General features: G+C 71.4%; 14 protein-coding genes and 2 pseudogenes. 13 read left to right on the plus strand and 3 right to left on the minus strand.

All coding sequences use genetic code 11. The features are described from left to right. Nucleotides 1-57 precede the first annotated feature (57 nt). From AV521_RS00320 to panD, 4 genes are all read left to right on the plus strand, one after another. A complete protein-coding gene (locus AV521_RS00320; RefSeq protein WP_256725369.1) occupies nt 58-1,344 on the plus strand; it encodes an MFS transporter in 1,287 nt (428 codons plus the stop codon). Continuing rightward, the gene (locus AV521_RS00325) at nt 1,341-1,964 is read left to right on the plus strand and encodes an alpha/beta hydrolase (protein ID WP_076082098.1); all 624 of its coding nucleotides are present in this window, start codon (nt 1,341-1,343) and stop codon (nt 1,962-1,964) included. The genes AV521_RS00320 and AV521_RS00325 overlap by 4 nt, the downstream gene beginning before the upstream one ends. After that, nucleotides 1,961-4,054, plus strand: coding sequence for an acetoacetate--CoA ligase (locus AV521_RS00330; protein WP_079249049.1), 2,094 nt, complete (start codon nt 1,961-1,963; stop codon nt 4,052-4,054). Before AV521_RS00325 ends, AV521_RS00330 begins: the two co-directional genes overlap by 4 nt. A 211-nt stretch (nt 4,055-4,265) precedes the next feature. After that, on the plus strand, nt 4,266-4,685 hold the full coding sequence (gene panD / locus AV521_RS00335) for an aspartate 1-decarboxylase (protein WP_076082100.1): 420 nt from the start codon (nt 4,266-4,268) through the stop codon (nt 4,683-4,685). A 560-nt stretch (nt 4,686-5,245) separates the two neighbouring features. On the opposite strand, the gene gndA is transcribed toward panD, so the two are convergent. Then, nucleotides 5,246-6,685: an NADP-dependent phosphogluconate dehydrogenase gene (gndA, locus tag AV521_RS00345; protein ID WP_076082104.1), complete on the minus strand. Its 1,440-nt coding sequence runs from the start codon at nt 6,683-6,685 to the stop codon at nt 5,246-5,248. Nucleotides 6,686-6,956: 271 nt separating this feature from the next. On the opposite strand from gndA, the pseudogene AV521_RS52485 reads away from it, so the two are divergent. Beyond that, nucleotides 6,957-7,619, plus strand: a pseudogene (locus AV521_RS52485) (transglycosylase family protein); the annotation flags it as partial. Between the two features lie 186 nt (nt 7,620-7,805). After that, nucleotides 7,806-8,123 (plus strand): annotated as a pseudogene (locus AV521_RS52490) (M23 family metallopeptidase); the annotation flags it as partial. On the opposite strand, the gene AV521_RS00355 reads toward AV521_RS52490, so the two are convergent. Beyond that, nucleotides 8,113-9,276, minus strand: a complete 1,164-nt coding sequence (locus AV521_RS00355; RefSeq protein WP_107480772.1) for a DMT family transporter — start codon at nt 9,274-9,276, stop codon at nt 8,113-8,115. The pseudogene AV521_RS52490 and the gene AV521_RS00355 sit on opposite strands and share 11 nt — an antisense overlap. A gap of 253 nt (nt 9,277-9,529) precedes the next feature. On the opposite strand from AV521_RS00355, the gene AV521_RS00360 reads away from it, so the two are divergent. From AV521_RS00360 to AV521_RS00390, 6 genes are all read left to right on the plus strand, one after another. Beyond that, a complete protein-coding gene (locus AV521_RS00360) occupies nt 9,530-10,279 on the plus strand; it encodes a (2Fe-2S)-binding protein (protein ID WP_076082107.1) in 750 nt (249 codons plus the stop codon). 39 nt (nt 10,280-10,318) lie between these two features. Beyond that, nucleotides 10,319-11,470 carry a glycogen synthase gene (gene glgA, locus AV521_RS00365; protein WP_076082108.1) on the plus strand — a complete coding sequence of 384 codons (1,152 nt, stop codon included), beginning with the start codon at nt 10,319-10,321 and terminating at the stop codon, nt 11,468-11,470. 50 nt (nt 11,471-11,520) lie between these two features. Next, on the plus strand, nt 11,521-12,741 hold the full coding sequence (gene glgC / locus AV521_RS00370) for a glucose-1-phosphate adenylyltransferase (RefSeq protein WP_076082110.1): 1,221 nt from the start codon (nt 11,521-11,523) through the stop codon (nt 12,739-12,741). Nucleotides 12,742-13,072: 331 nt separating this feature from the next. Further along, nucleotides 13,073-15,394 (plus strand): GH92 family glycosyl hydrolase, encoded by a 2,322-nt coding sequence (locus AV521_RS00375; protein ID WP_076082111.1) that lies wholly within the window; start codon nt 13,073-13,075, stop codon nt 15,392-15,394. Between the two features lie 155 nt (nt 15,395-15,549). Continuing rightward, a complete protein-coding gene (locus AV521_RS00385) occupies nt 15,550-16,881 on the plus strand; it encodes a wax ester/triacylglycerol synthase family O-acyltransferase (RefSeq protein ID WP_076082113.1) in 1,332 nt (443 codons plus the stop codon). A gap of 192 nt (nt 16,882-17,073) precedes the next feature. After that, complete coding sequence (locus AV521_RS00390) at nt 17,074-18,567, plus strand: SDR family NAD(P)-dependent oxidoreductase (protein WP_076082114.1); 1,494 nt, start codon at nt 17,074-17,076, stop codon at nt 18,565-18,567. Between the two features lie 259 nt (nt 18,568-18,826). Here the strand turns inward: AV521_RS00390 and AV521_RS00395 are convergent, their stop codons facing one another. Further along, nucleotides 18,827-19,222, minus strand: a complete 396-nt coding sequence (locus tag AV521_RS00395; RefSeq protein WP_076082116.1) for a hypothetical protein — start codon at nt 19,220-19,222, stop codon at nt 18,827-18,829. A 407-nt stretch (nt 19,223-19,629) separates the two neighbouring features. Here AV521_RS00395 and AV521_RS47385 point away from each other — a divergent pair, with 407 nt between their 5' ends. Then, nucleotides 19,630-19,803 carry a hypothetical protein gene (locus AV521_RS47385; RefSeq protein WP_107480773.1) on the plus strand — a complete coding sequence of 58 codons (174 nt, stop codon included), beginning with the start codon at nt 19,630-19,632 and terminating at the stop codon, nt 19,801-19,803. Nucleotides 19,804-19,846 lie beyond the last annotated feature (43 nt).

Consider the following 19,846-nt stretch of genomic DNA (forward strand, 5'->3'; position numbering starts at 1 on the left):
GAGTTTCACACCACTGCGCAGTCCACTGACCCGGCATCGTCCGCGACGCAATGGCCCGTGTCCAAGGGCTATGCCTGGACGGTCTTCGCGCTCGGCTTCGGCCTGCTGCTGTCCGACTACATGTCCCGCCAGGTCCTCAACGCCGTCTTCCCGATGCTGAAGGCCGCATGGCTGCTGTCCGATGCCTCCCTGGGCTCGCTCAGCGGCATCGTGGCCCTGGCCGTCGGGGTGCTCACCTTCCCCATGTCCCTCATGGCCGACCGGTGGGGGAGGGTGCGGAGCCTGCTGCTCGCCGCCACGATGTGGAGCCTGGCCACTCTCGGCTGTGCCATATCCGCGAACTACGGGGAGATGTTCGTCGGCCGTCTCTTCGTCGGCATCGGCGAGGCGGCGTACGGCAGTGTGGGGATCGCCGTGGTCCTGAGCATCTTCCCGGTCGCCCTGCGGGCCACCCTCTCCGGTGCCTTCATCGCGGGCGGCGCCTTCGGCTCGGTGCTCGGCGTCGCCGTCGGCGGCGCCGTGGCCCAGGCGGCCGGCTGGCGCTGGGCATTCGCCGTGATGGGCATCTTCGGCCTGGTACTCGCCACCATGTACGGGGTCGTGGTCAAGGAGAGCAGACTGGCGCCGCAAGAACGCCCCTCCGGCGGCGGGAACGGCGCGGAAGCGCGCGGGCGGCTGCGCACTCACCTGCCCCGCCTCTTCTCGTCCGTCTCGGTCATCAGCGCCTATGTCGGCAGCGGACTGCAACTGTTCATCGCCGGCGCGCTGTTGTCCTGGCTGCCCAGCTTCTTCAACCGCTACTACCACATGGCACCGGCCAAGGCGGGCGCAGCCGCCGGCGGCTTCGCCATGATCATCGGCTTGGGGATGATCCTCGGGGGCGTGGCCTCCGACCGCATCAGCTCCACCGCCCCCATCCGCAAATGGGCCGTCGCGGTCGGCTGCAGCCTCGGCGCGCTCCTCCTGCTGACCCTCGCCTTCCAACTTCCCATCGGACCAACCCAGTTGTTCGCTCTGGCCGTCGGCTGCCTGCTCTCGGCCGGTTCCGCCGGACCTGCGGCGGCCATGGTGGCCAACCTGACCCCCGCCTCCATCGCGGCGACCGCGTTCGCCACCCTCACTCTGGCCAACAGCCTGCTCGGGCTGGCCCCCGGTCCCGCGGTCACGGGCGCGCTCGCGGATCGCTTCGGCCTGCTGGGTGCCCTGCGCATCGTGCCCCTCGTCGCGCTCGGGGCCACCGTCGCGTTCCTGGTCGGCAGGCACTGGTACGAACGCGACCTCGCCCGCCTCGCCGACCTCACCACGCAGGCGGAGCCCAAGCACCCGTCGGAGGTCCCCTCATGAGTCCCACCGCGGAACCCACCGTGGTCATCGTCCCCGGTCTGCGCGACCACGTCACCGACCACTGGCAGACCCTGCTGGCCGAACGGCTCGCCGAGGCCGGCCGCACCGTCCGCACCGTCCCCCCGGCGGCGGGGAACCGACTCGACCTGGACGTCCGAGTCGGCAGCCTCGACGCGACGTTGGCGCTCCTGGACGGTCCGGTCGTGCTGGTCGCCCACAGCGCCGGAGTCATCACCACGGTGCACTGGGCCCGCCGCCACCGTGCCGATGTACGCGGTGCGCTGCTCGCCACGCCGGCGGACCTCGAAACACCGCTGCCGGACGGCCATCCCACCCCCGCCGAACTGGCGGGGCACGGCTGGACGCCCGTGCCCCGGGTGCCGCTGCCCTTCCCCAGCATCGTCGCCGCGAGCGCGGACGACCCGCTGGGTGCACCCGAGCGCGTCGCCGAGCTGGCCCGCGGCTGGGGCAGCCGCCTTGTGGAGCTGGGCGCGGTCGGCCACCTCAACCCGGCCTCGGGATACGGCGAGTGGTCCCAGGCGGAGGAGCTGATCCGCGTGCTGGAGTCCGGCACCGCGAGCGCACCGCTCGGGGCGACGTCCGCCGGAGGGCACCCATGAGCCCGGACGCCGAACTGCTGTGGACACCGGGGCGCCGGGAGCTGGAGGACTCCAACGTCGCGGTGTTCATGGAATGGCTGGAAGAGACGCGCGGTCTGAACTTCGCCGACTACGCCGAGCTGTGGCGGTGGAGCTCCACCGACCTGGCGGGCTTCTGGTCGGCGGTGTGGGAGTACTACGGGCTGGACGCCGTCTCCGGGTACGACGAGGTGCTGGCTGATGCCACCATGCCGGGAGCCCGCTGGTTCACCGGCGCGTGCCTGAACTTCGCTGAACGATGTCTCGCCCAGGCCACCGACGCACGACCGGCGCTGGTGAGCGTGACTGAGAACGGCGAACCCGTCGAGACGTCGTGGGCTGAGTTGCGGCGGCAGGTCGCCGACGTGTCGGCCGCGCTCCGGCGCATGGGCGTGAAGCCCGGCGACTGCGTGGCCGGCTATCTCACCAACCTGCCGCAGGCGGTGGTGGCGCTGCTGGCCACCGCGGCGATCGGCGCTGTGTGGACGGCTTGCTCACCTGACTTCGGCACCCCCAGCGTGCTCGCCCGGCTGAGGCAGGCCCGGCCGACGGTCCTCGTCGCTGCGGACGGCTACCGCTACGGAGGCAAGGAGCACAACAGACACTCCGCGGTCACCGAGCTCCTGGACGGACTGCCGACCGTCCGCCACCTCCTGGCCGTCGACAACATCTTCCCACCGCAGACCGACGCCTGGTCCGTACGATCCGGCGTGACCGTGCACGACTGGTCCGCGCTGCCGGTCACCGAACGGGCTCCGGAGTTCGCCGACGTACCTTTCGACCACCCGCTGTGGATTCTCTGGTCGTCGGGCACCACCGGTGTCCCCAAAGGGATCGTTCAGGGCCATGGCGGCATAGTGGTGGAACTGCTGAAGGCGCTGGGGCTCGGTGCCGACCTGCGCTCCGAGGACCGCTACCTGTTCGTCACCTCCACGAGCTGGATGGTGTGGAACTTCCTGGTCGCCGGCCTGCTGCACGGCAGCACGATCGTCCTCTACGACGGCAGCCCGACGTTTCCCGACGCCGCCGGCGCCTGGCGCGTCGCTGAACGAACCGGGGCGACGATGGTCGGGGTGGGTGCGGCCTATCTCGCGGCCGTGGAGAAGTCGGGTCTGCATCCGGCGGCCGAGCTCGAACTCGGTGCCGTGCGCTCGGTCCTGCAGACGGGGTCGGCCATGGCGCCGAGCACGTGGCGGTGGGTCCACGACCGGCTCACCCCCGGTGTATGGCTCCAGTCGATCTGCGGGGGGACCGACCTCTGCTCCGTGCTCGCGGGCGGCTCCCCTCTCCTCCCGGTGCGGGCAGACCGCATTCAGTGCCCTGCGCTCGGCGTGGCGCTGGCCGCGTGGGACGAGACGGGACGGCCTCTGACCGGCGAGCAGGGAGAGCTGGTGGTCACCGCGCCGCTGCCGTCCATGCCGCTGCGCTTCGTCGACGACCCCGATGACGCCCGCTACCGGGCCAGCTACTTCGACACCTACCCGGGCGTGTGGCGGCACGGCGACTGGGCGACCATGGAAGCGGACCTGTCGGTCATCGTGTCCGGCCGCTCCGACTCCACGCTCAATCGCATGGGGGTGCGGATGGGCTCGGCCGACATCTACGCGGTGGTGGAGCAACTCCCCGGCATCGCGGACAGCCTCGTCGTGGGTGTCGAGCAGGCCGACGGCGGCTACTTCATGCCGCTGTTCGTCGTGACCGACGACGGCGAGGAGACCGACGACGGACTGCGGGAGCGGATCACAGCGGCCATCAGGCAGCAGCTGTCCCCGCGCCATGTGCCCGATGTGATCGTGCGGGTGCCCGCGCTGCCCCGCACGCTGACCGGGAAGAAGCTCGAGGTGCCGGTCAAACGGCTGCTGCAGGGCGCGCGCGTGTCCGACGTCACCGGTCCGGGCGCCGTTACCAATGGCCACATGCTGGACTGGTTCGCAGATTTCGGAGGCCGGACGAACGGGACCGGTAACGGCATGACCGAGGAAGGGCAGACCAGCCATCCCAGGGAGGAATCAGGACCCCCTGCGACGAGCGCGCTGAACTGCGTTCCGGCAGGAGATGGGCCGGCGCCGTGAGGCCCACCGCAGGCGTGTGGATCTCCTTTTGAAGCCGACACTGACAGCGAAGTATTCAACTGGCACGGCGTCAGGAAAGTCAGCAACAGGTCAGTGTGAGTCCTCAAACACCTGGCGACACCTGACCACACATGCGAAACGATGTAGCCTCCGAACATCGCCCTTGACCTGCAAAAAGCCGGCAGGGAGCAGACAAAACGGGAGTTTCCTCGTGTTTCGTACAATGTTCAAGTCCAAGATCCACCGAGCCACCGTCACCCAGGCCGACCTGCACTATGTGGGATCGGTGACCATCGACGCCGAGCTGCTCGACGCCGCCGACCTGCTGCCGGGCGAGCTGGTGCACATCGTCGACATCACCAACGGCGCCCGGCTGGAGACGTACGTCATCGAGGGCGAGCGCGGGTCCGGGGTGATCGGGATCAACGGGGCGGCCGCCCATCTCGTCCGTCCCGGAGACCTGGTGATCATCATCAGCTACGCCCAGGTCACCGACGCCGAGGCGCGCGAGCTGAAGCCGCGGGTCGTGCATGTCGACGCCGGCAACCGGATCGTATCCCTCGGTGCTGACCCGTCCGAGCCGGTCCCCGGCTCCGACCAGCAGCGCAGCCCGCAGTCCGTCCCTGCCTGAGCAGCGCCGCCTTCTCAGTCCGTCCCGGTCCGATCAGGGACCGTGTCGGGAACCGGCCGGGAGCGTGCCGCGACCATGCGTGAGCGGGCGCGCGTTCCGGCCGGTGCCGAGCCGGTGGCTCGCCCTGTCGGGTGAGTGGCCGCTCGGGGGTCGGGTAGGTGGGGGAGTAGTCCAGAGGCGACGCCCCGCGAGTGCCCGGAGGACACCCATGACACACCCGTTCCCCGATCCCGTCCCACCGGGTCCGGCCCCGGACCCCTACCCCACCCCGGTCCCACCCCCCGAGCCGGGCCCCCAGCCCACGCCACCCCCACCGGAACCCACACCGCCTCCACCGGAGCCCACCCCACCCCCGGGCCCACCGGAACCCTCCCCGTCCCCGATCCCGCCGGGCCCGGAACCGGTACCGAACCCCGAGCCAGGTCCACCTCTCACCTGAGAACACCGGGCACTACGGCAAGGCGCGCGGGGAACTGCGCGACCAGCCACTGCGCACCTGCAGCCGCGCGACGGAAGAGTTCCCCGCCTCCCTTGGGCGCACAAGGACTAAGCCGCACGAACTACGCGGAAACCTCCGACCGATCCCCACCCCACAACGTGTGGAAGGACCCCTCCCGGTCCACCCTGCGATACGTGTGCGCCCCGAAGAAGTCCCGCTGCCCCTGCGTAAGCGCCGCAGGCAACCGCTCCGCCCGCAGCCCGTCGTAGTACGCCAGCGCCGCAGCGAACCCGGGCGTCGGCACCCCTTGCTCCGTAGCGGCGATCAGAACCCCCCGCCAGTCCCCCTGAGCGGCGGCGATCTCGCGCGCGAACGTCTCGTCCGACAGCAGGCTGGGCAGATCGGCACGGGCGTCGTACGCGGCGCGGATGCGGTCCAGGAACGCCGCCCGGATGATGCAGCCGCCCCGCCAGATCGAGGACACCGCACCGAGGTCGATGTCCCAGCCGTACTCCTCGCTGCCCGCGGCGATCTCGTGGAAGCCCTGCGTGTACGACACGATCTTGGACGCGTACAGCGCCTGCTCCACCTGGTCGGCGAAGGCCGCCGCCTCCTCCTTGCCCAGCGGCACCGCCTGCGGCCCCGCCAGCCCCCGCGAGGCCTCGCGGAGCTTCGCGTGCCCGGACAGCGAGCGCGCGAAGACCGCCTCGGCGATGCCGGACACCGGAACGCCCAGGTCGAGGGCGATCTGGACCGTCCAGCGGCCTGTGCCCTTCTGCTCCGCCTGGTCCACGACCACATCAACGAACGGCTTGCCCGTCGCCGCGTCCACGTGCGACAGCACCTCGGCCGTGATCTCGATCAGGTAAGAGTCGAGTCGGCCCTGGTTCCAGGTGCGGAAGATGTCCGCGATCTCGGCGGGGGAGTACCCGGCGACGTCGCGCAGCAGCTGGTAGGCCTCGCCGATCAGCTGCATGTCGGCGTACTCGATGCCGTTGTGGACCATCTTCACGAAGTGCCCGGCGCCGTCGGGGCCCACGTGCGTCACACAGGGCGCGCCGTCCTTCGCCTTCGCGGAGATCTTCTCCAGCATCGGCCCCAGTGAGTCGTACGACTCCTTCGGGCCGCCCGGCATGATGCTCGGCCCGTGCAGCGCGCCCTCCTCGCCGCCGGAGACGCCCATGCCGACAAAGGGGATGCCCTGCTCGCGCAGCGCCTTCTCCCGGCGCCGGGTGTCCGCGAAGTGCGCGTTGCCGCCGTCGATGATCATGTCACCGGGCTGCAGCAGCGGCGCGAACTCCTGGATCACGGCGTCCGTCGGCTCACCGGCCTTCACCATGATCACCAGCCGTCGCGGGCGCTCAAGCGCCGCCACGAACTCCTCGGCGGTCTCGGCCTTGATGAAGTCGCCCTCGCTGCCGAACTCCTCCACCAGCGCCTTGGTGCGCGACGACGTACGGTTGTGCACGGCGACCGTGTAGCCGTTGCGGGCGAAGTTCCGGGCGAGGTTGCGGCCCATGACCGCGAGGCCCGTGACACCGATCTGCGCTGAAGTGCTCATACCGCCTGCTCCCTGGCTGCCTCGTGACTACGGCTCCGTCAGTACGGGCCCTAGCCCATCCTGACGTGCCCCCATGACGAGCGCACATCCGACCCGCCAGGCTTGGGTACGCAGCACGGGCCCCGCAGGCCTCAGTCTTCCGTGAATCAGGCCAAGCGGGGGCCTTTCCCGGCCACTTGAGCGGTGCGTGCGGCCGGTTTTCCGTCTTGTCATGGCCTGTTCGCGGCGCTTACTTTTGCCCCTCCTGACGCATGCCGAGGGGAAGTCGGACATGGCCGTACGCGGTCGGCACCGCCGGTACCAGCCGAACAGGATCAACCGCGCCTCACTCACCGTCACGGCGGGCGGCGCCGGACTCGCGATCCCCCTGGTCGCCGCCGGCACGGCCGACGCGGCCGACGCCTCCACCTGGAACAAGGTCGCCGCCTGCGAGTCCAGCGGCAACTGGAGCATCAACACGGACAACGGCTACTACGGCGGGCTGCAGTTCACCCAGTCCACCTGGGAGGCGTACGGCGGCACCCGGTACGCGCCGCGCGCCGACCTCGCCACCCGGGACCAGCAGATCGCCGTCGCCGAGAAGGTCCTCGACGGGCAGGGGCCGGGCGCCTGGCCGGTGTGCTCGGTGCGGGCCGGACTCACCCGGGGCGACGCCGAACCCGGCCGGCACACCGAGAACGTGCACACGGACAGCGCCGCGACCCGGCCCGTGACCGCCGAGAAGAAGAGCTCCGTACGGGACGTACGGCCGCAGACCACCCCGCAGTCCCGCGCGGGCCGGACCGAGATGTACACCGTGGTGCACGGCGACACGCTCTCCGGAATCGCCGAGGACCACCATGTCCTCGGCGGCTGGCACGCGCTCTACGCCGGCAACCGCACGGTCATCGGCGCCGATCCAGACCTGATCCTGCCGGGTCAGCGGCTCAGCCTGCGCGGCACGGCCGGCACCAAGGCGCCCGGCACCAAGTCCCATGAGAAGAAAGCCCCTTCGGGGCACAAGGCCTCGCCGCGGAAGACCGGGAGCACCGGCCGCACACTCGTCGCGCCGGTCGACGCGCCCATCGGCACCGGTTACCGCGTCGCGGGCTCGCACTGGTCGAAGGGCTACCACACCGGCGTCGACTTCCTCGTGCCCACCGGCACCTCCGTGCAGGCCGCCGAGACCGGGCAGGTGGTGGCCGCGGGCTGGGGCGGCGCGTACGGCTACCAGGTGGTCATCCGGCACGCCGACGGCCGCTACACCCAGTACGCCCACCTGTCGGCCATCGCGGTGCGGATCGGGCAGAACGTCGCCACGGGCCAGCGCATCGGCCGTTCCGGAGCCACCGGAAACGTCACCGGTCCGCATCTGCACTTCGAGGTGCGGACCGGACCCGACTTCGGCGCGGACATCGACCCGCTCGCCTATCTGCGGGCCGGCGGCGTCAGGATCTGACCCGCGTACGGCGGCGGACCACCACCGGCAGCGGCACCGGGGCACTCGCGGGCAGCGCGGCGTACCACGCGGGGAGCGCGGGTGCGGGGTCGGCCGACGGTTCGCCGCCGTCGCCGTCAGCACCCTGTCCGGTGCCACCCGGTGCCGGTGTGAGCAGGCCCCGCAGCGCAGGCTCGTCGAGCACGGGCTCGGTCGGCCCGCCGTCGCCCTCGGCCGGCCCGCCCCGCTCGGCCCCCTCCGCCTCGTCCTCCGCCGCCCCTCGCTGCTGCGGCACGCCCAGCAGGGCTTCCGTCCCGGCTTCGTCCGGGACGGAAGGCGCCTCGGTGCACCCGATCCGCTCGGTCGTCAGCATGACCAGGCCGCCCGCCGCCACCGCCCCGCAGCACAGGGCGAGAACGGCGCCCGTACCGCCGTGGCGGAACGTCTCGCCGAACATCAGGATGCCGACCGCCGCCGCCAGCACCGGATTGACCACGGTGAGCGTGGCCAGCGGGGCGGCGAGTCCGCCTCCCCGGTAGGAGGCCTGGGACAGCACGACGCCGCCGACCGCGAACAGGGCGATCGCCGCGAGCGAGGGCAGGTCGTCCAGGTCGATGCCGTGGGTCCAGTCCTCGGCGACGGTCTTGGTGAACACCGAGGACATACCGAACGCGATGCCGGAGGCGGTGGCGAGCAGCACGCTGCGCACCGCCGGGTGCCGGTGCGCGGCCAGCCCGGCGCACATCAGCGCCGCGACCGCGCCGCCGGTGACCAGCGCGACCGCGACCCGCTGGGCCGCGTCGAGGGAGTGGGCGTCGGAGGAGCCGACCAGGGACAGCAGACCGGCGAGACCCACGGTGGCCATGACCGCACCGCGCCAGGCGGTCGCCCCGGCCCTGCGGCCGACGAACAGTGCCGCCATGGGCAGTGCGAAGACGATGGTGAGCGCGCCGAGCGGCTGGACCAGGCTCAGCGGGCCGTAGGCCAGTGCCGCCACGTGCAGCACACCGCCGAGACCGTTGAGCGCCAGCGCCCCCCACCAACTGGGGCGGCGCACCGGCATGTACGCGCTGTCCGGGGAGGACACCGCCACCTGCTCCTGCACGATCGCGCCGGCCGCGTAGGCGAGGGCGGACACGAACGACAGGAGCACGGACAACGCGAGGGCGCTCATCCGCGTCTCCCCTGCGTGAGGCCGGTGCCCCTGGGCCCTGTCGTCAAACTCCCGCCTGTCCGGCGCGGCGTTCGGTCGGCTTCCATGGCCAACACTCTGCCCGTCCGCGCTCCTCCCGTCGTCGTCCCTGAGCACACAATGCGTCCTACTGCCGATGGAGTACACCAGCCGCGCGATCATCCTCGGGACGGGTGATACGCGTCTTGACACCCTGCGCGGCGGCTCCCGAACGCGCCTGGTACCAGTACATGTCGTGGACCTCGACCCCGCTCTCGCCGCCCTCCGCCCGCTCGGCGGCTTCTTCGTCCTGCGCACGCGCACGGGCCCGGCCGGATCAGCCGGCGGACCGGACCCCGGAGGGTTGCCGACACTCGCGGAGACCTACGAACGGGTGACACCGGACGCCCTGACGACACGCGTTGCCGTGGTCGCGGACCGGCTCCGTACCCGCGAGCCGCGCGTCGCCGCGTCCATCGCGCAGCAGGGGCTGGCCGCCCGGCTGTGGTCGGCGGCCCTCGGCTGCGCCGCCCTGTACGGCCAACTGCCCGACCTCGACCCGCGCCTGCTGCGCTGGGACCCCTTGGCCGCAGCCCCCGACGACCTGTTCCTGACCGGGCTGCGCCCGCTGCCCGGCGACGCCGCCACCCTCGCCGCCAGCGTGCTGCACGGACATCTGCGTCCCCTGGGGGAGACCCTGAGTGCCCGCTTCGGGTGCGCGCCCGGACTGCTGTGGGGCAACGCGGGCTCCGCGCTCGCCGGGGCGGCCCGGGAACTGGACCGCTGGGCCCGCGCGCACGGCTGTACCGACGCGGCGGCCCGGGCCGGCGCCCTGACGGACGAACTGCTCGCCCACCCCCTGCTGCGCACCACCGGCACCCGCACCGGCACCGCCTTCCGCCGCCGCAGCTGCTGCCTGTACTACCGCGTCCCCGGCGGCGGAGTCTGCGGCGACTGCTGCTTCACCCGGCCTCCGCGCTCTTCCCCGGGCGCCGCATCTGGGTGACCATGGAGGAACCTGCCGCCGTTACAAGGGGGTTGTCGGGTGCGAGTGGGACTGCTGACCCGGGAGTACCCCCCGGACGTGTACGGCGGCGCCGGTGTCCATGTCGAGTTCCTCGCCCGGGAGCTGTCCTCGCTGGTGGACCTGGAGGTGCACTGCTGGGGCGAGGGCCGCGGCGTCGGCGTCGTACGCCATCGCCCCTGGTCCGCGCTCGACGGCGCCAACGACGCGCTGCGCACCTTCTCCGTGGACCTGGCCGTCGCCGCCGCCCTCGAAGGCCGTGAACTCGTCCACTCCCACACCTGGTACGCCAATCTCGCCGGGCACCTCGCCAAGCTGCAGTACGGCATCCCGCACGTGGTCACCGCCCACTCGCTGGAGCCGCTGCGCCCCTGGAAGGCCGAGCAACTGGGCGGCGGATACGCGCTGTCGAGCTGGGCCGAACGCACCGCGATCGAGGCCGCCGACGCGGTGATCGCCGTGTCCGGCGCCATGCGCGAGGACATACTCGCCTGCTACCCGGCGCTCGACCCGGCCGCCGTACACATCGTGCACAACGGCATCGACACCCGCCTCTACCGGCCCGACCACGGCACCGACGCCCTCACCCGGCACGGCATCGACCCCGACCGCCCGTACGTCCTGTTCGTCGGCCGGATCACCCGCCAGAAAGGCGTGCCGCATCTGCTGCGCGCGGTACGGGACATCGATCCCGGCGCCCAGGTCGTGCTGTGCGCGGGCGCGCCCGACACCTCCGAGATCGACCGGGAGTTCCGGGAGCTGTTCGAGGAGCTGAGCCGGGCCCGCGCGGGCGTGTTCTGGATCCCGCAGATGCTGCCGCGCCCGGAGGTCATCCAACTCCTCACCCGCGCCGCGGTGTTCGTCTGTCCCTCGGTGTACGAGCCCCTCGGCATCGTCAACCTGGAGGCGATGGCCTGCGGCACGCCCGTGGTGGCCTCCCGGGTCGGCGGCATCCCCGAGGTGGTGGAGGACGGCAGGACGGGCCTCCTCGTCGACACGGACGACGGCTTCGAAGCGGGCCTCACCCGGGCCCTGGACTCCGTCCTCGGCGATCCGGCGGCGGCCCGGCGGATGGGGGAGGCCGGACGGGAGCGCGCGGCCCTGGAGTTCGGCTGGGACACGGTGGCCCGGCGCACGGCCGCGCTGTACGAGGAGATCCGCAAACAGGCTTAGTCCCGTCCGCGCGGGGCAGCCATGGTTCATCCAGGGTGAGGGGAGCGGCCATGCGTCGTGGAGGGCCTTCGGTGCTGGGGATCGTACTGGCGGGCGGCGAGGGCAAGCGCCTGATGCCGCTGACCGCCGACCGCGCCAAACCAGCCGTCACCTTCGGCGGCACCTACCGCCTCGTCGACTTCGTCCTGTCCAACCTCGTCAACGCCGACATCCTGCGGATCTGCGTACTGACCCAGTACAAGTCGCACTCCCTGGACCGGCACATCACCACCACCTGGCGGATGTCCAGCCTGCTCGGCAACTACGTCACACCGGTCCCGGCCCAGCAGCGCCTGGGCCCGCGCTGGTACCTGGGCAGTGCCGACGCGCTTCTGCAGTCCCTGAACCTGGTCCATGACGAACAGCCCGAGTACGTGGCCGTGTTCGGCGCCGACCACGTCTACCGCATGGATCCGCGGCAGATGCTCCGGCAGCACATCGAGGGCGGCGCGGGCGTCACGGTGGCCGGAATCCGGGTACCGCGCGTGGAGTCCTCGTCCTTCGGGGTGATCACACCGGGCCCGGACGGCCGTGGCGTCGAACGCTTCCTGGAGAAGCCGGCCGATCCACCGGGTCTGCCGGACGACCCTGAGACCGTGTTCGCCTCGATGGGCAACTACCTCTTCACCACGAAGGTCCTCGTCGAGGCGCTGCACCGGGACGCCGAGGACGCGCGGTCGGTGCACGACATGGGCGGCTCGATCCTGCCCCAGCTCACCGCGCGCGGCGAGGCCCAGCTGTACGACTTCGGCGACAACCACGTGCCCGGCGAGACCAGCCGAGACCAGGGCTACTGGCGGGACGTGGGCACCCTCGACGCCTACTACGAGGCGCACATGGACCTGATCGCCGAGCGCCCCGCGTTCAACCTCTACAACCGCCAGTGGCCCATCTACACCCACTCCAACCAACTGTCCCCGGCCCGCTTCAACGCGGGCGGCATCGCGGGCGAGTCCATCATCAGCGCGGGCTGCCTGATCCGCGGTCAGGTCACCCGGTCGGTCCTCTCCCCGGGCGTACGGGTCGACCCGGGTGCGGTGGTCCAGGGCTCGGTGCTGCACGACAACGTGCGCATCGGCCGGGGTGCGGTGGTCCGCGGCGCGGTCCTGGACAAGAACGTGGAGGTCCCGCCCGGCGCGACGATCGGCGTCAACCCGGAACGGGACGCCGACCTGTACACGGTCTCCAAGGGCGGGGTGATCGCCCTGGGGAAGGGCCAGCGGGTCTCCTAGGGCGAGCGTGGGGGAGGGAGTTCGACGACAGGGCCTGCGGGGCCGGCTCTCCACTCGGAGTGCGACCGGCGGGAACTGGACGCGGTGGCCGACGATCTGATCGAGGCCGAGGACGACCCGCCGCACCACTACTGGCCCTCCGGCAGCCCGGGGTAGGACCCGAGCCCGACACGGCGCCCGCCTTCGAGCCGGCGCTCGCTGACGGGGCGTCACTCTCCGTACCGGGACAGGCGCGACGCGTTCTGCCCGATGACCGTACCCTGCCCGGATTTGTGTCGTTCGACCTTCAGGATGCAGACAACGATGTCGAACCTGCGGGAGGTCATCCGACATGAGAGGGACCCGGCGCACGCGGCTGTGCCTTGCCGGGGTGATGGCAGCGTCAGCGCTGATCGCCACCCCTGCCGCTCCGGCCGCCGAGCGGACCGACGGCCACCTCACCGACCTGGTCAACCCGTTCATCGGGAGCCAGAACGAGGGCAACACCTTTCCCGGTGCGGCCGTGCCCTTCGGCATGGTGCAGCTCTCCCCGGACACCGGGCACATGACCGGCTACGACTACACACAGAACCGGATCCGTGGTTTCTCCCTGGTCCATCTCTCGGGTGTCGGCTGCCGCCTCGGCGGCGACCTGCCCGTGCTGCCCACCACCGGCGACGTCACACAGACGGACTACACCAAGTACGCGGCCGGTTTCTCGCACCGGGACGAGGCGGCGAGCCCCGGCTACTACCGGGTCGGTCTCTCCTCCGGCATTCGCGCCGAGCTGACCGCGACCCGCCGCACCGGTGTCCAGCGCTACACCTTCCCCGCCACCGACAAGGCCAACGTCCTGCTGAACGCGGCCCAGTCGCTGCACAAGTCGGTCTCCAGCTCGGTCCAGATCCTGGACGACCACACCGTGCGCACCGCGATCACCGGGCGTGGCTTCTGCCGGGACACCGGCCCCTACACCGTCTACACGATCACCCGCTTCAGCCGGCCCTTCACCGCGTACGGCACCTGGAAAGGACAGGCCGTCACCCCGGGCTCCCGCAGCGGACCCGGCGGCGCCTATGTCCGCTTCGACACCACCAAGGACCGTACGGTCGAGGCGACCACCGCGATGTCGTACGTGGATGCGCGCGGCGCGGCCGGAAACCTGGGCGCCGAGGGCGGCCGGTCCTTCGACGCCGTACGCGAGCGGGCCCGCGAGGAGTGGGAGAGGCGGCTCGCCGACGTCCAGGTGCGGGGCGGCACGAGCACCCTGCGCCGGACCTTCTACTCCTCGCTGTACCGGTCGTACCTCGCGCCGAACATCGGCGGCGACACCGACGGCCGCTACCTCGGCTGGGACCGCCGGATCCACCACGCGAACGGGTTCACGTACTACCAGAACTGGTCGCTGTGGGACACCTACCGCACCCAGGCCCAGCTCCTCGCGCTGCTCGCGCCGCACGAGGCACGGGACATGGCCCGCTCGGTGGTGGCGATCGACGAGAACGGCGGCTGGCTGCCCAAGTGGGGCTACGGCCCCGTCGAGACGAACGTCATGAGCGGCGACCCGGTCACCCCGTTCCTGACGACGGCCTACCAGATGGGCCTGCTCAAGGGCTTCGAGGAGCGGGCCTACCGGGCGCTGAAGAAGAACGCCGACGGCGTCCCGCCCGCCGGTAATCCGGGCATCGGCCGGGAGGCCAATGCCGAGTACCTCGCGCACGGCTACGCGCCCTTCGTCCAGGACCGGCCGTACGTCAAGATGGGCGACTCCGACTACCACCACGGCGCCTCCGTCACGCTGGAGTACGCGCTCGCCGACGGCATGCTGTCCCAGATGGCCCGCGGCCTCGGCCACCGGGCCGACGCCACCCGTTACGCGGCCCGGGCGCAGAACTACCGGAACATCTTCGACCCGAGCACCGGCTTCTTCCGCGCCCGCGACGCCTCCGGCGCCTTCACCGGCTCGGCCGACCCGACCCGCGGCACCGGCTTCCACGAGGGCACGGCCTGGCAGTACCAGTGGCTCGTGCCGCAGGACGTGCAGGGCATGGTGCGGCTCATCGGCGGCGAACGCGCGGCCAACGACCGGCTGGACTCCTTCTTCGCCTACGACAAGCTGCTCGCCGACCCCGCGAAGACCGCCCGGGAGTCGTGGGTGCACGGCAACGCGTACGCGTACTACAACGCCGACAAGTACAACCCGATGAACGAGCCCGACCTCATCGCGCCGTACACCTACCTCGCCACCGGGCAGCCGTGGAAGACCACCGACGTGGTGCACGCCGCCCTGACCCTGTTCACCGACGGGCCCAGCGGCATCACAGGCAACGACGACCTCGGCACGATGTCCGCCTGGAACGTGCTGTCGTCCATCGGCCTCTTCCCGATCCAGCCCGGCTACGACACCTGGGGCCTGTCCACGCCCGTCTTCGACCGCGTCGACCTCGCCCTGGACCGCCGGTACTGGAAGAGCGGCAACCTGACGATCGCCGCGCCCGGCACCTCCGCCGCCCACCGCTACATCCAGTCCGTGCGCGCCGACGGAGTCCCGCACGGGCAGACGTATCTGACGACGGGTGTGCTGCGATCCCTGCGCTCGCTCGACTTCACGGTCGGCCCGCGCCCGTCTGAGTGGGGTACGTCACCCAAGGCGGCGCAACCCGTTCTCAAGTGACCTCACGTATTCCTAGGTCCCGCCCCTTTTGCAGGGGCGGGACTTAATCTGCTGTTAACTGAGCGTAGCCTGATCGTACTTGACCGTAATCGGGTCGCAGAGATTGACTGCGAGTGACTGCACATCCACCCGTCGTCGACGCGTGAGGCAAGCCCTTGACTTCCGACCTGCTCGCTCCTCTCGACCTGGCGTTCTGGAACATCGAGTCCGACCGGCACCCCATGCACCTCGGCGCGCTCGGTGTCTTCGGCGCCCACTCGCCCACGGCGGGCGCCCATGCCGCCGACCTGCTGGCAGCCCGGGCCGCCGCCGTACCCGGGCTGCGCCTGCGCATCCGCGACGTGTGGCAGCCGCTCGCCTTCGGCGGCGCCGCCCGGGAGACCGACCCGGACTTCGATCCGCTGAACCATGTACGGCTGCACGCACCGACCGCAGACTTCCACGCGGTCGCCGGGCGGCTCATGGAACGCCCCCTGGAGCGCGGCCGGCCGCCGTGGGAGGCCCATGTGATGCCCGGCGAGGACGGGGTGTCCTTCGCTGTGCTGTTCAAGTTCCACCACGCCCTCGCCGACGGGCTGCGCGCACTCAAACTCGCCGCCGGTGTCCTCGACCCGGTGGACCTGCCCGAGCGGGCGCCCCGCGCCATCGAGCCGCCCCGCGGCCTCCTGCCCGACGTACGCAAACTGCCGGGGCTCGTGCCCGGCCTGGTCAGGGGTGCGCTGTCCGACGTGGGCCGGGCCCTGGACATCGGTGCCTCGCTGGCCCGGTCCACCCTCGGCATGCGGACCGTCTCGGCGCTGACCGCGGCCCCGACCGGCACCCGCCGCACCGCCGGGGTCGTATTCGACATCGACGATGTGCACCGGGTGCGCAAGACCGCCGGTGGCACCGTGAACGACGTGCTCATCGCCGTGGTGGCCGGTGCCCTGCGCCGCTGGCTGGAGGAGCGCGGCGACGGCAGCAAGGGAGTGGCGCCCCGTGCCCTCGTCCCCGTCTCGCGGCGTCGGCCGCGCACCGCGCATCCGCAGGGCAACCGGCTCTCCGGCTATCTCATACGGCTGCCGGTGGACGAGCCCGATCCGCTCGGCCGCCTCGACTCCGTACGCACCGCGATGGTCCGCAACAAGGACGCGGGGCCCAACCGGGGCGCCGGCGCCGTCGCGCTGCTCGCCGATCATGTCCCGGCCCTCGGCCACCGGCTCGGCGGGCCGCTGGTCGGCCAGGCGGCTCGGCTGTGGTTCGACATCCTCGTCACCAGCGTGCCGTTGCCGGGTCTGGGGCTGCGGCTGGGTGGACACGAACTGAGAGAGGTCTATCCCCTCGCCCCGCTCGCGCCGGGGCAGGCGCTGGCGGTGGCGATCTCGACGTATCGCGGCCGTGTGCACTACGGGCTCGTCGCCGACGCGCAGGCCGTGCCGGACCTCGACCGGTTCGCGTACGCGGTGTCGGCCGAGGTCGAGACGTTGCTGTCGCTCTGCGAGGCCTGAGGGTTCCCACCCGCACCGTCCGTGCGGCTTTCGCGGCCGGGTGCGGGTGGCCTCCCGTGGGGCGGCCCAGGGGTGTCCGTTGATCGTCCCGTGAGCGGTTTGGACCCAGGCCCCCGCACTTCGTAAAATGCCCCGTTCGAATGCGGGCGCGAGTCGGAGCGCTGCACGGGTGATCAGGGAAGCGACAGCGCGATGACGGTGACAGAGGACGGCCGTACGGCCACGGACGAGGTCGTGTACGGCCCCGGCATCGACCCCGAGCGCCTGGCCGTCTGCCTCGGCGTGCTTGAGGAACTCGACAAGCTGGAGGTCGACCACCCGGACGCCATCGCGGTGCGCCGGGCCACCGCCGGCATCTACCGCACGGTCAAGCAGCGCCGCCGCCAGGAGCGCCGGGCCGCCAAGACGGCGCACGACCGCGCTGTCACCGAGGCCACGGCGACCGGTTCCGCCGAGCGCATCGACGACGAGACCGAGGGCCTGCTGCCCAGCTCCAAGGTCGACGAGGGCAGGATCGCGGGCATACTCCAGCGCCCGCGCTCCTGCTACACCTGCAAGACCCGCTATGTCGAGGTCGACTACTTCTACCACCAGCTCTGTCCGGACTGCGCCCGCACGAACCGGGCCAGGCGCGATGCCCGCGCCGACCTCACCGGCAAGCGGGCCCTGCTCACCGGCGGCCGCGCCAAGATCGGCATGTACATCGCACTGCGGCTGCTGCGCGACGGCGCGCACACCACGATCACCACGAGGTTCCCGAAGGACGCCATCCGCCGGTTCAAGGCCATGGAGGACTCGGCGGACTGGATCCACCGGCTGGAGGTCGTCGGCATCGACCTGCGCGACCCCGCGCAGTCCGTCGCCCTGGCCGAGCAGATCACCGAGGCGGGACCGCTCGACATCCTGATCAACAACGCCACGCAGACCGTACGCCGCCTGCCCTCGGCCTACGCGGCCCTGGTCGAGGGCGAGACCGCCCCGCTGCCCGCCGGTGAACTCCCCGCCCACCACGTCATCGGCGCCTTCAACTCCGGCGCCGTCGACGGCATCGCCGCGCTGCCCCTCGGCACCAGCGGCCTCGACGCGCAGAAGGTCGCCGACCTCGCCCTCGTCGCGGGCAACGCCAGCGTCGCCCGGCACATCGAGGGCACCGCCATCGACGCCGGCGGCCTCGTCCCCGACGTCGTCGACAGCAACACCTGGGTGCAGACCATCGACCAGATCTCGCCGGTCGAGCTGCTGGAGACCCAGCTGTGCAACTACACGTCGCCGTTCATCCTGATCAGCGCCCTGCGCCCGGCGATGGCGGACGCCGCGAAGAAGGCGGCCAGCGGACGCGCGTACGTCGTCAACGTCTCGGCGATGGAAGGGGTCTTCGGCCGCGGATACAAGGGCGCCGGGCACCCGAACACCAACGCCGCGAAGGCGGCCATGAACATGGTCACGCGGACCAGCGCGCAGGAGATGTTCGACGCCGACGGCATCCTCATGACCTCGGTGGACACCGGCTGGATCACCGACGAGCGGCCGCACTACGACAAGCTGCGCCTCGCCGAGGCCGGCTTCCACGCGCCCCTCGACCTGGTCGACGGCGCCGCCCGCGTCTACGACCCGATCGTCCGCGGCGAGGCGGGCGAGGACCTGTACGGCGTCTTCATGAAGGACTACGCACCCGGCAAGTGGTGATTCCGCCGGTCACCCGCCGCTGACCTCGGCCGATGCGACAACGCCGTTGGGGGTGTCCCCACGCCGCGTGATCCATCAGCAGGACCCCTGCGGGACCGCGGGTCCTTCGGGCCATCGCGTAGCCGCCTCGATCTCGGGCACTGCGCACCGACGGCCGGCTGACGGGCCGTCAGCCGGTCCGGGGCCGGACGCCTTGGACGTCACCCGGTCGTGAGTCACCCCGGTCGCGCGCCCTGGGCGTCACCCGGACATCAGGACGTCAGTCGACGGCGCCGAGCCGTGAATGGCGGGCCGCCACCAGTTCCAGCACCGTCCGCCAGTCCTCCAGGACGCCCGCGTCGAAGCCCGCCGTCCGGCTCTCCTCATCCGCCTGGCGCAGCCGCAGCACATCGTCGTCGGCGGGGCCCGCGTCCCCGCGCACCAGGTGGAACACCCGCTCCCCGAGCAGGGCGCGCACCGCCTCGGCCGCGCCGAGCACCCGGCCCGGCTCGTCGCCCGGGCTCAGCACCGGGCCTATGCCGTGCACCAGCCCCGCGACCTGGAGTTCCTTGTCGGCGGGGCGCCTGCGGCGCAGCAGCGCGGCGGTTCTCAGCGCGTGCTGGTACCGGCCGGCGTACAGCAGATCCATCAGCTCCTCGACGCTGCGCAGCTCCATGCGTCAGTCCTTCCGCGAGACAGCCGTTGCCGCACATCAGCAGATCATGACGAGCTTGCGGTCGGGCCAACGGCACCTGAACTGAGCCACATGTGGGCCGAGTGGGTGAATCGCCCGGACCGTCGGGTGAGCAGGTCATGGTAAATAGCCGCATATTGAAAGGTATTCGGGGTCAAACGACTTCTCATAGTTACACCTTGTTTGCACTCCCGATCGAGCGCGCACCCGCTCATTTGGGTAATCTGGAGAGACGGGCAGCAGGACCGGGTCCCACCCAGACCCAACGTCCGTACCGGCGCAACCGCGTCCGAACTGGACTTGCAACCAGAACCCCAGCGGGCGTCGAGTGCCGAAACGCAGGCTGTCCGGCATGCCCTCGAGGGTGACCGACACATAAGGAGTGCGCGGTGACACCGGACAAGACGAATCGCGAACAGCGCCCCAAGGAACGCACGGAGCGCGTGGGCCGGCGGCCCGGAGAGCTCGGCAGCCTCGATGTGTGGGCCCGCTCCGCCCCGATCCGCCTCGCGGGCTACGAGGACGACCTCGCCGAACCCCACATCCTGCCCAGCGTGGACTGACCCGGGGGTCGGACCTTCGCGATCGCCGCGCATGGGCGTGACC

The sequence above is a fragment of the Streptomyces sp. IMTB 2501 genome, assembly GCF_001953885.1.
In the GTDB taxonomy this organism is placed as follows: Bacteria; Actinomycetota; Actinomycetes; order Streptomycetales; family Streptomycetaceae; genus Streptomyces.

Excerpts from the sequence above, each read along its gene's own strand:
- AV521_RS00325 (WP_076082098.1), top strand. The coding sequence starts at position 1,341 with ATGAGTCCCACCGCGGAACCCACCGTGGTCATCGTCCCCGGTCTGCGC.
- AV521_RS00330 (WP_079249049.1), top strand. The coding sequence starts at position 1,961 with ATGAGCCCGGACGCCGAACTGCTGTGGACACCGGGGCGCCGGGAGCTG.
- gndA (WP_076082104.1), bottom strand. The coding sequence starts at position 6,685 with ATGAGCACTTCAGCGCAGATCGGTGTCACGGGCCTCGCGGTCATGGGC.
- AV521_RS00355 (WP_107480772.1), bottom strand. The coding sequence starts at position 9,276 with ATGAGCGCCCTCGCGTTGTCCGTGCTCCTGTCGTTCGTGTCCGCCCTC.
- glgC (WP_076082110.1), top strand. The coding sequence starts at position 11,521 with ATGCGTCGTGGAGGGCCTTCGGTGCTGGGGATCGTACTGGCGGGCGGC.
- AV521_RS00375 (WP_076082111.1), top strand. The coding sequence starts at position 13,073 with ATGAGAGGGACCCGGCGCACGCGGCTGTGCCTTGCCGGGGTGATGGCA.
- AV521_RS00390 (WP_076082114.1), top strand. The coding sequence starts at position 17,074 with ATGACGGTGACAGAGGACGGCCGTACGGCCACGGACGAGGTCGTGTAC.
- AV521_RS00395 (WP_076082116.1), bottom strand. The coding sequence starts at position 19,222 with ATGGAGCTGCGCAGCGTCGAGGAGCTGATGGATCTGCTGTACGCCGGC.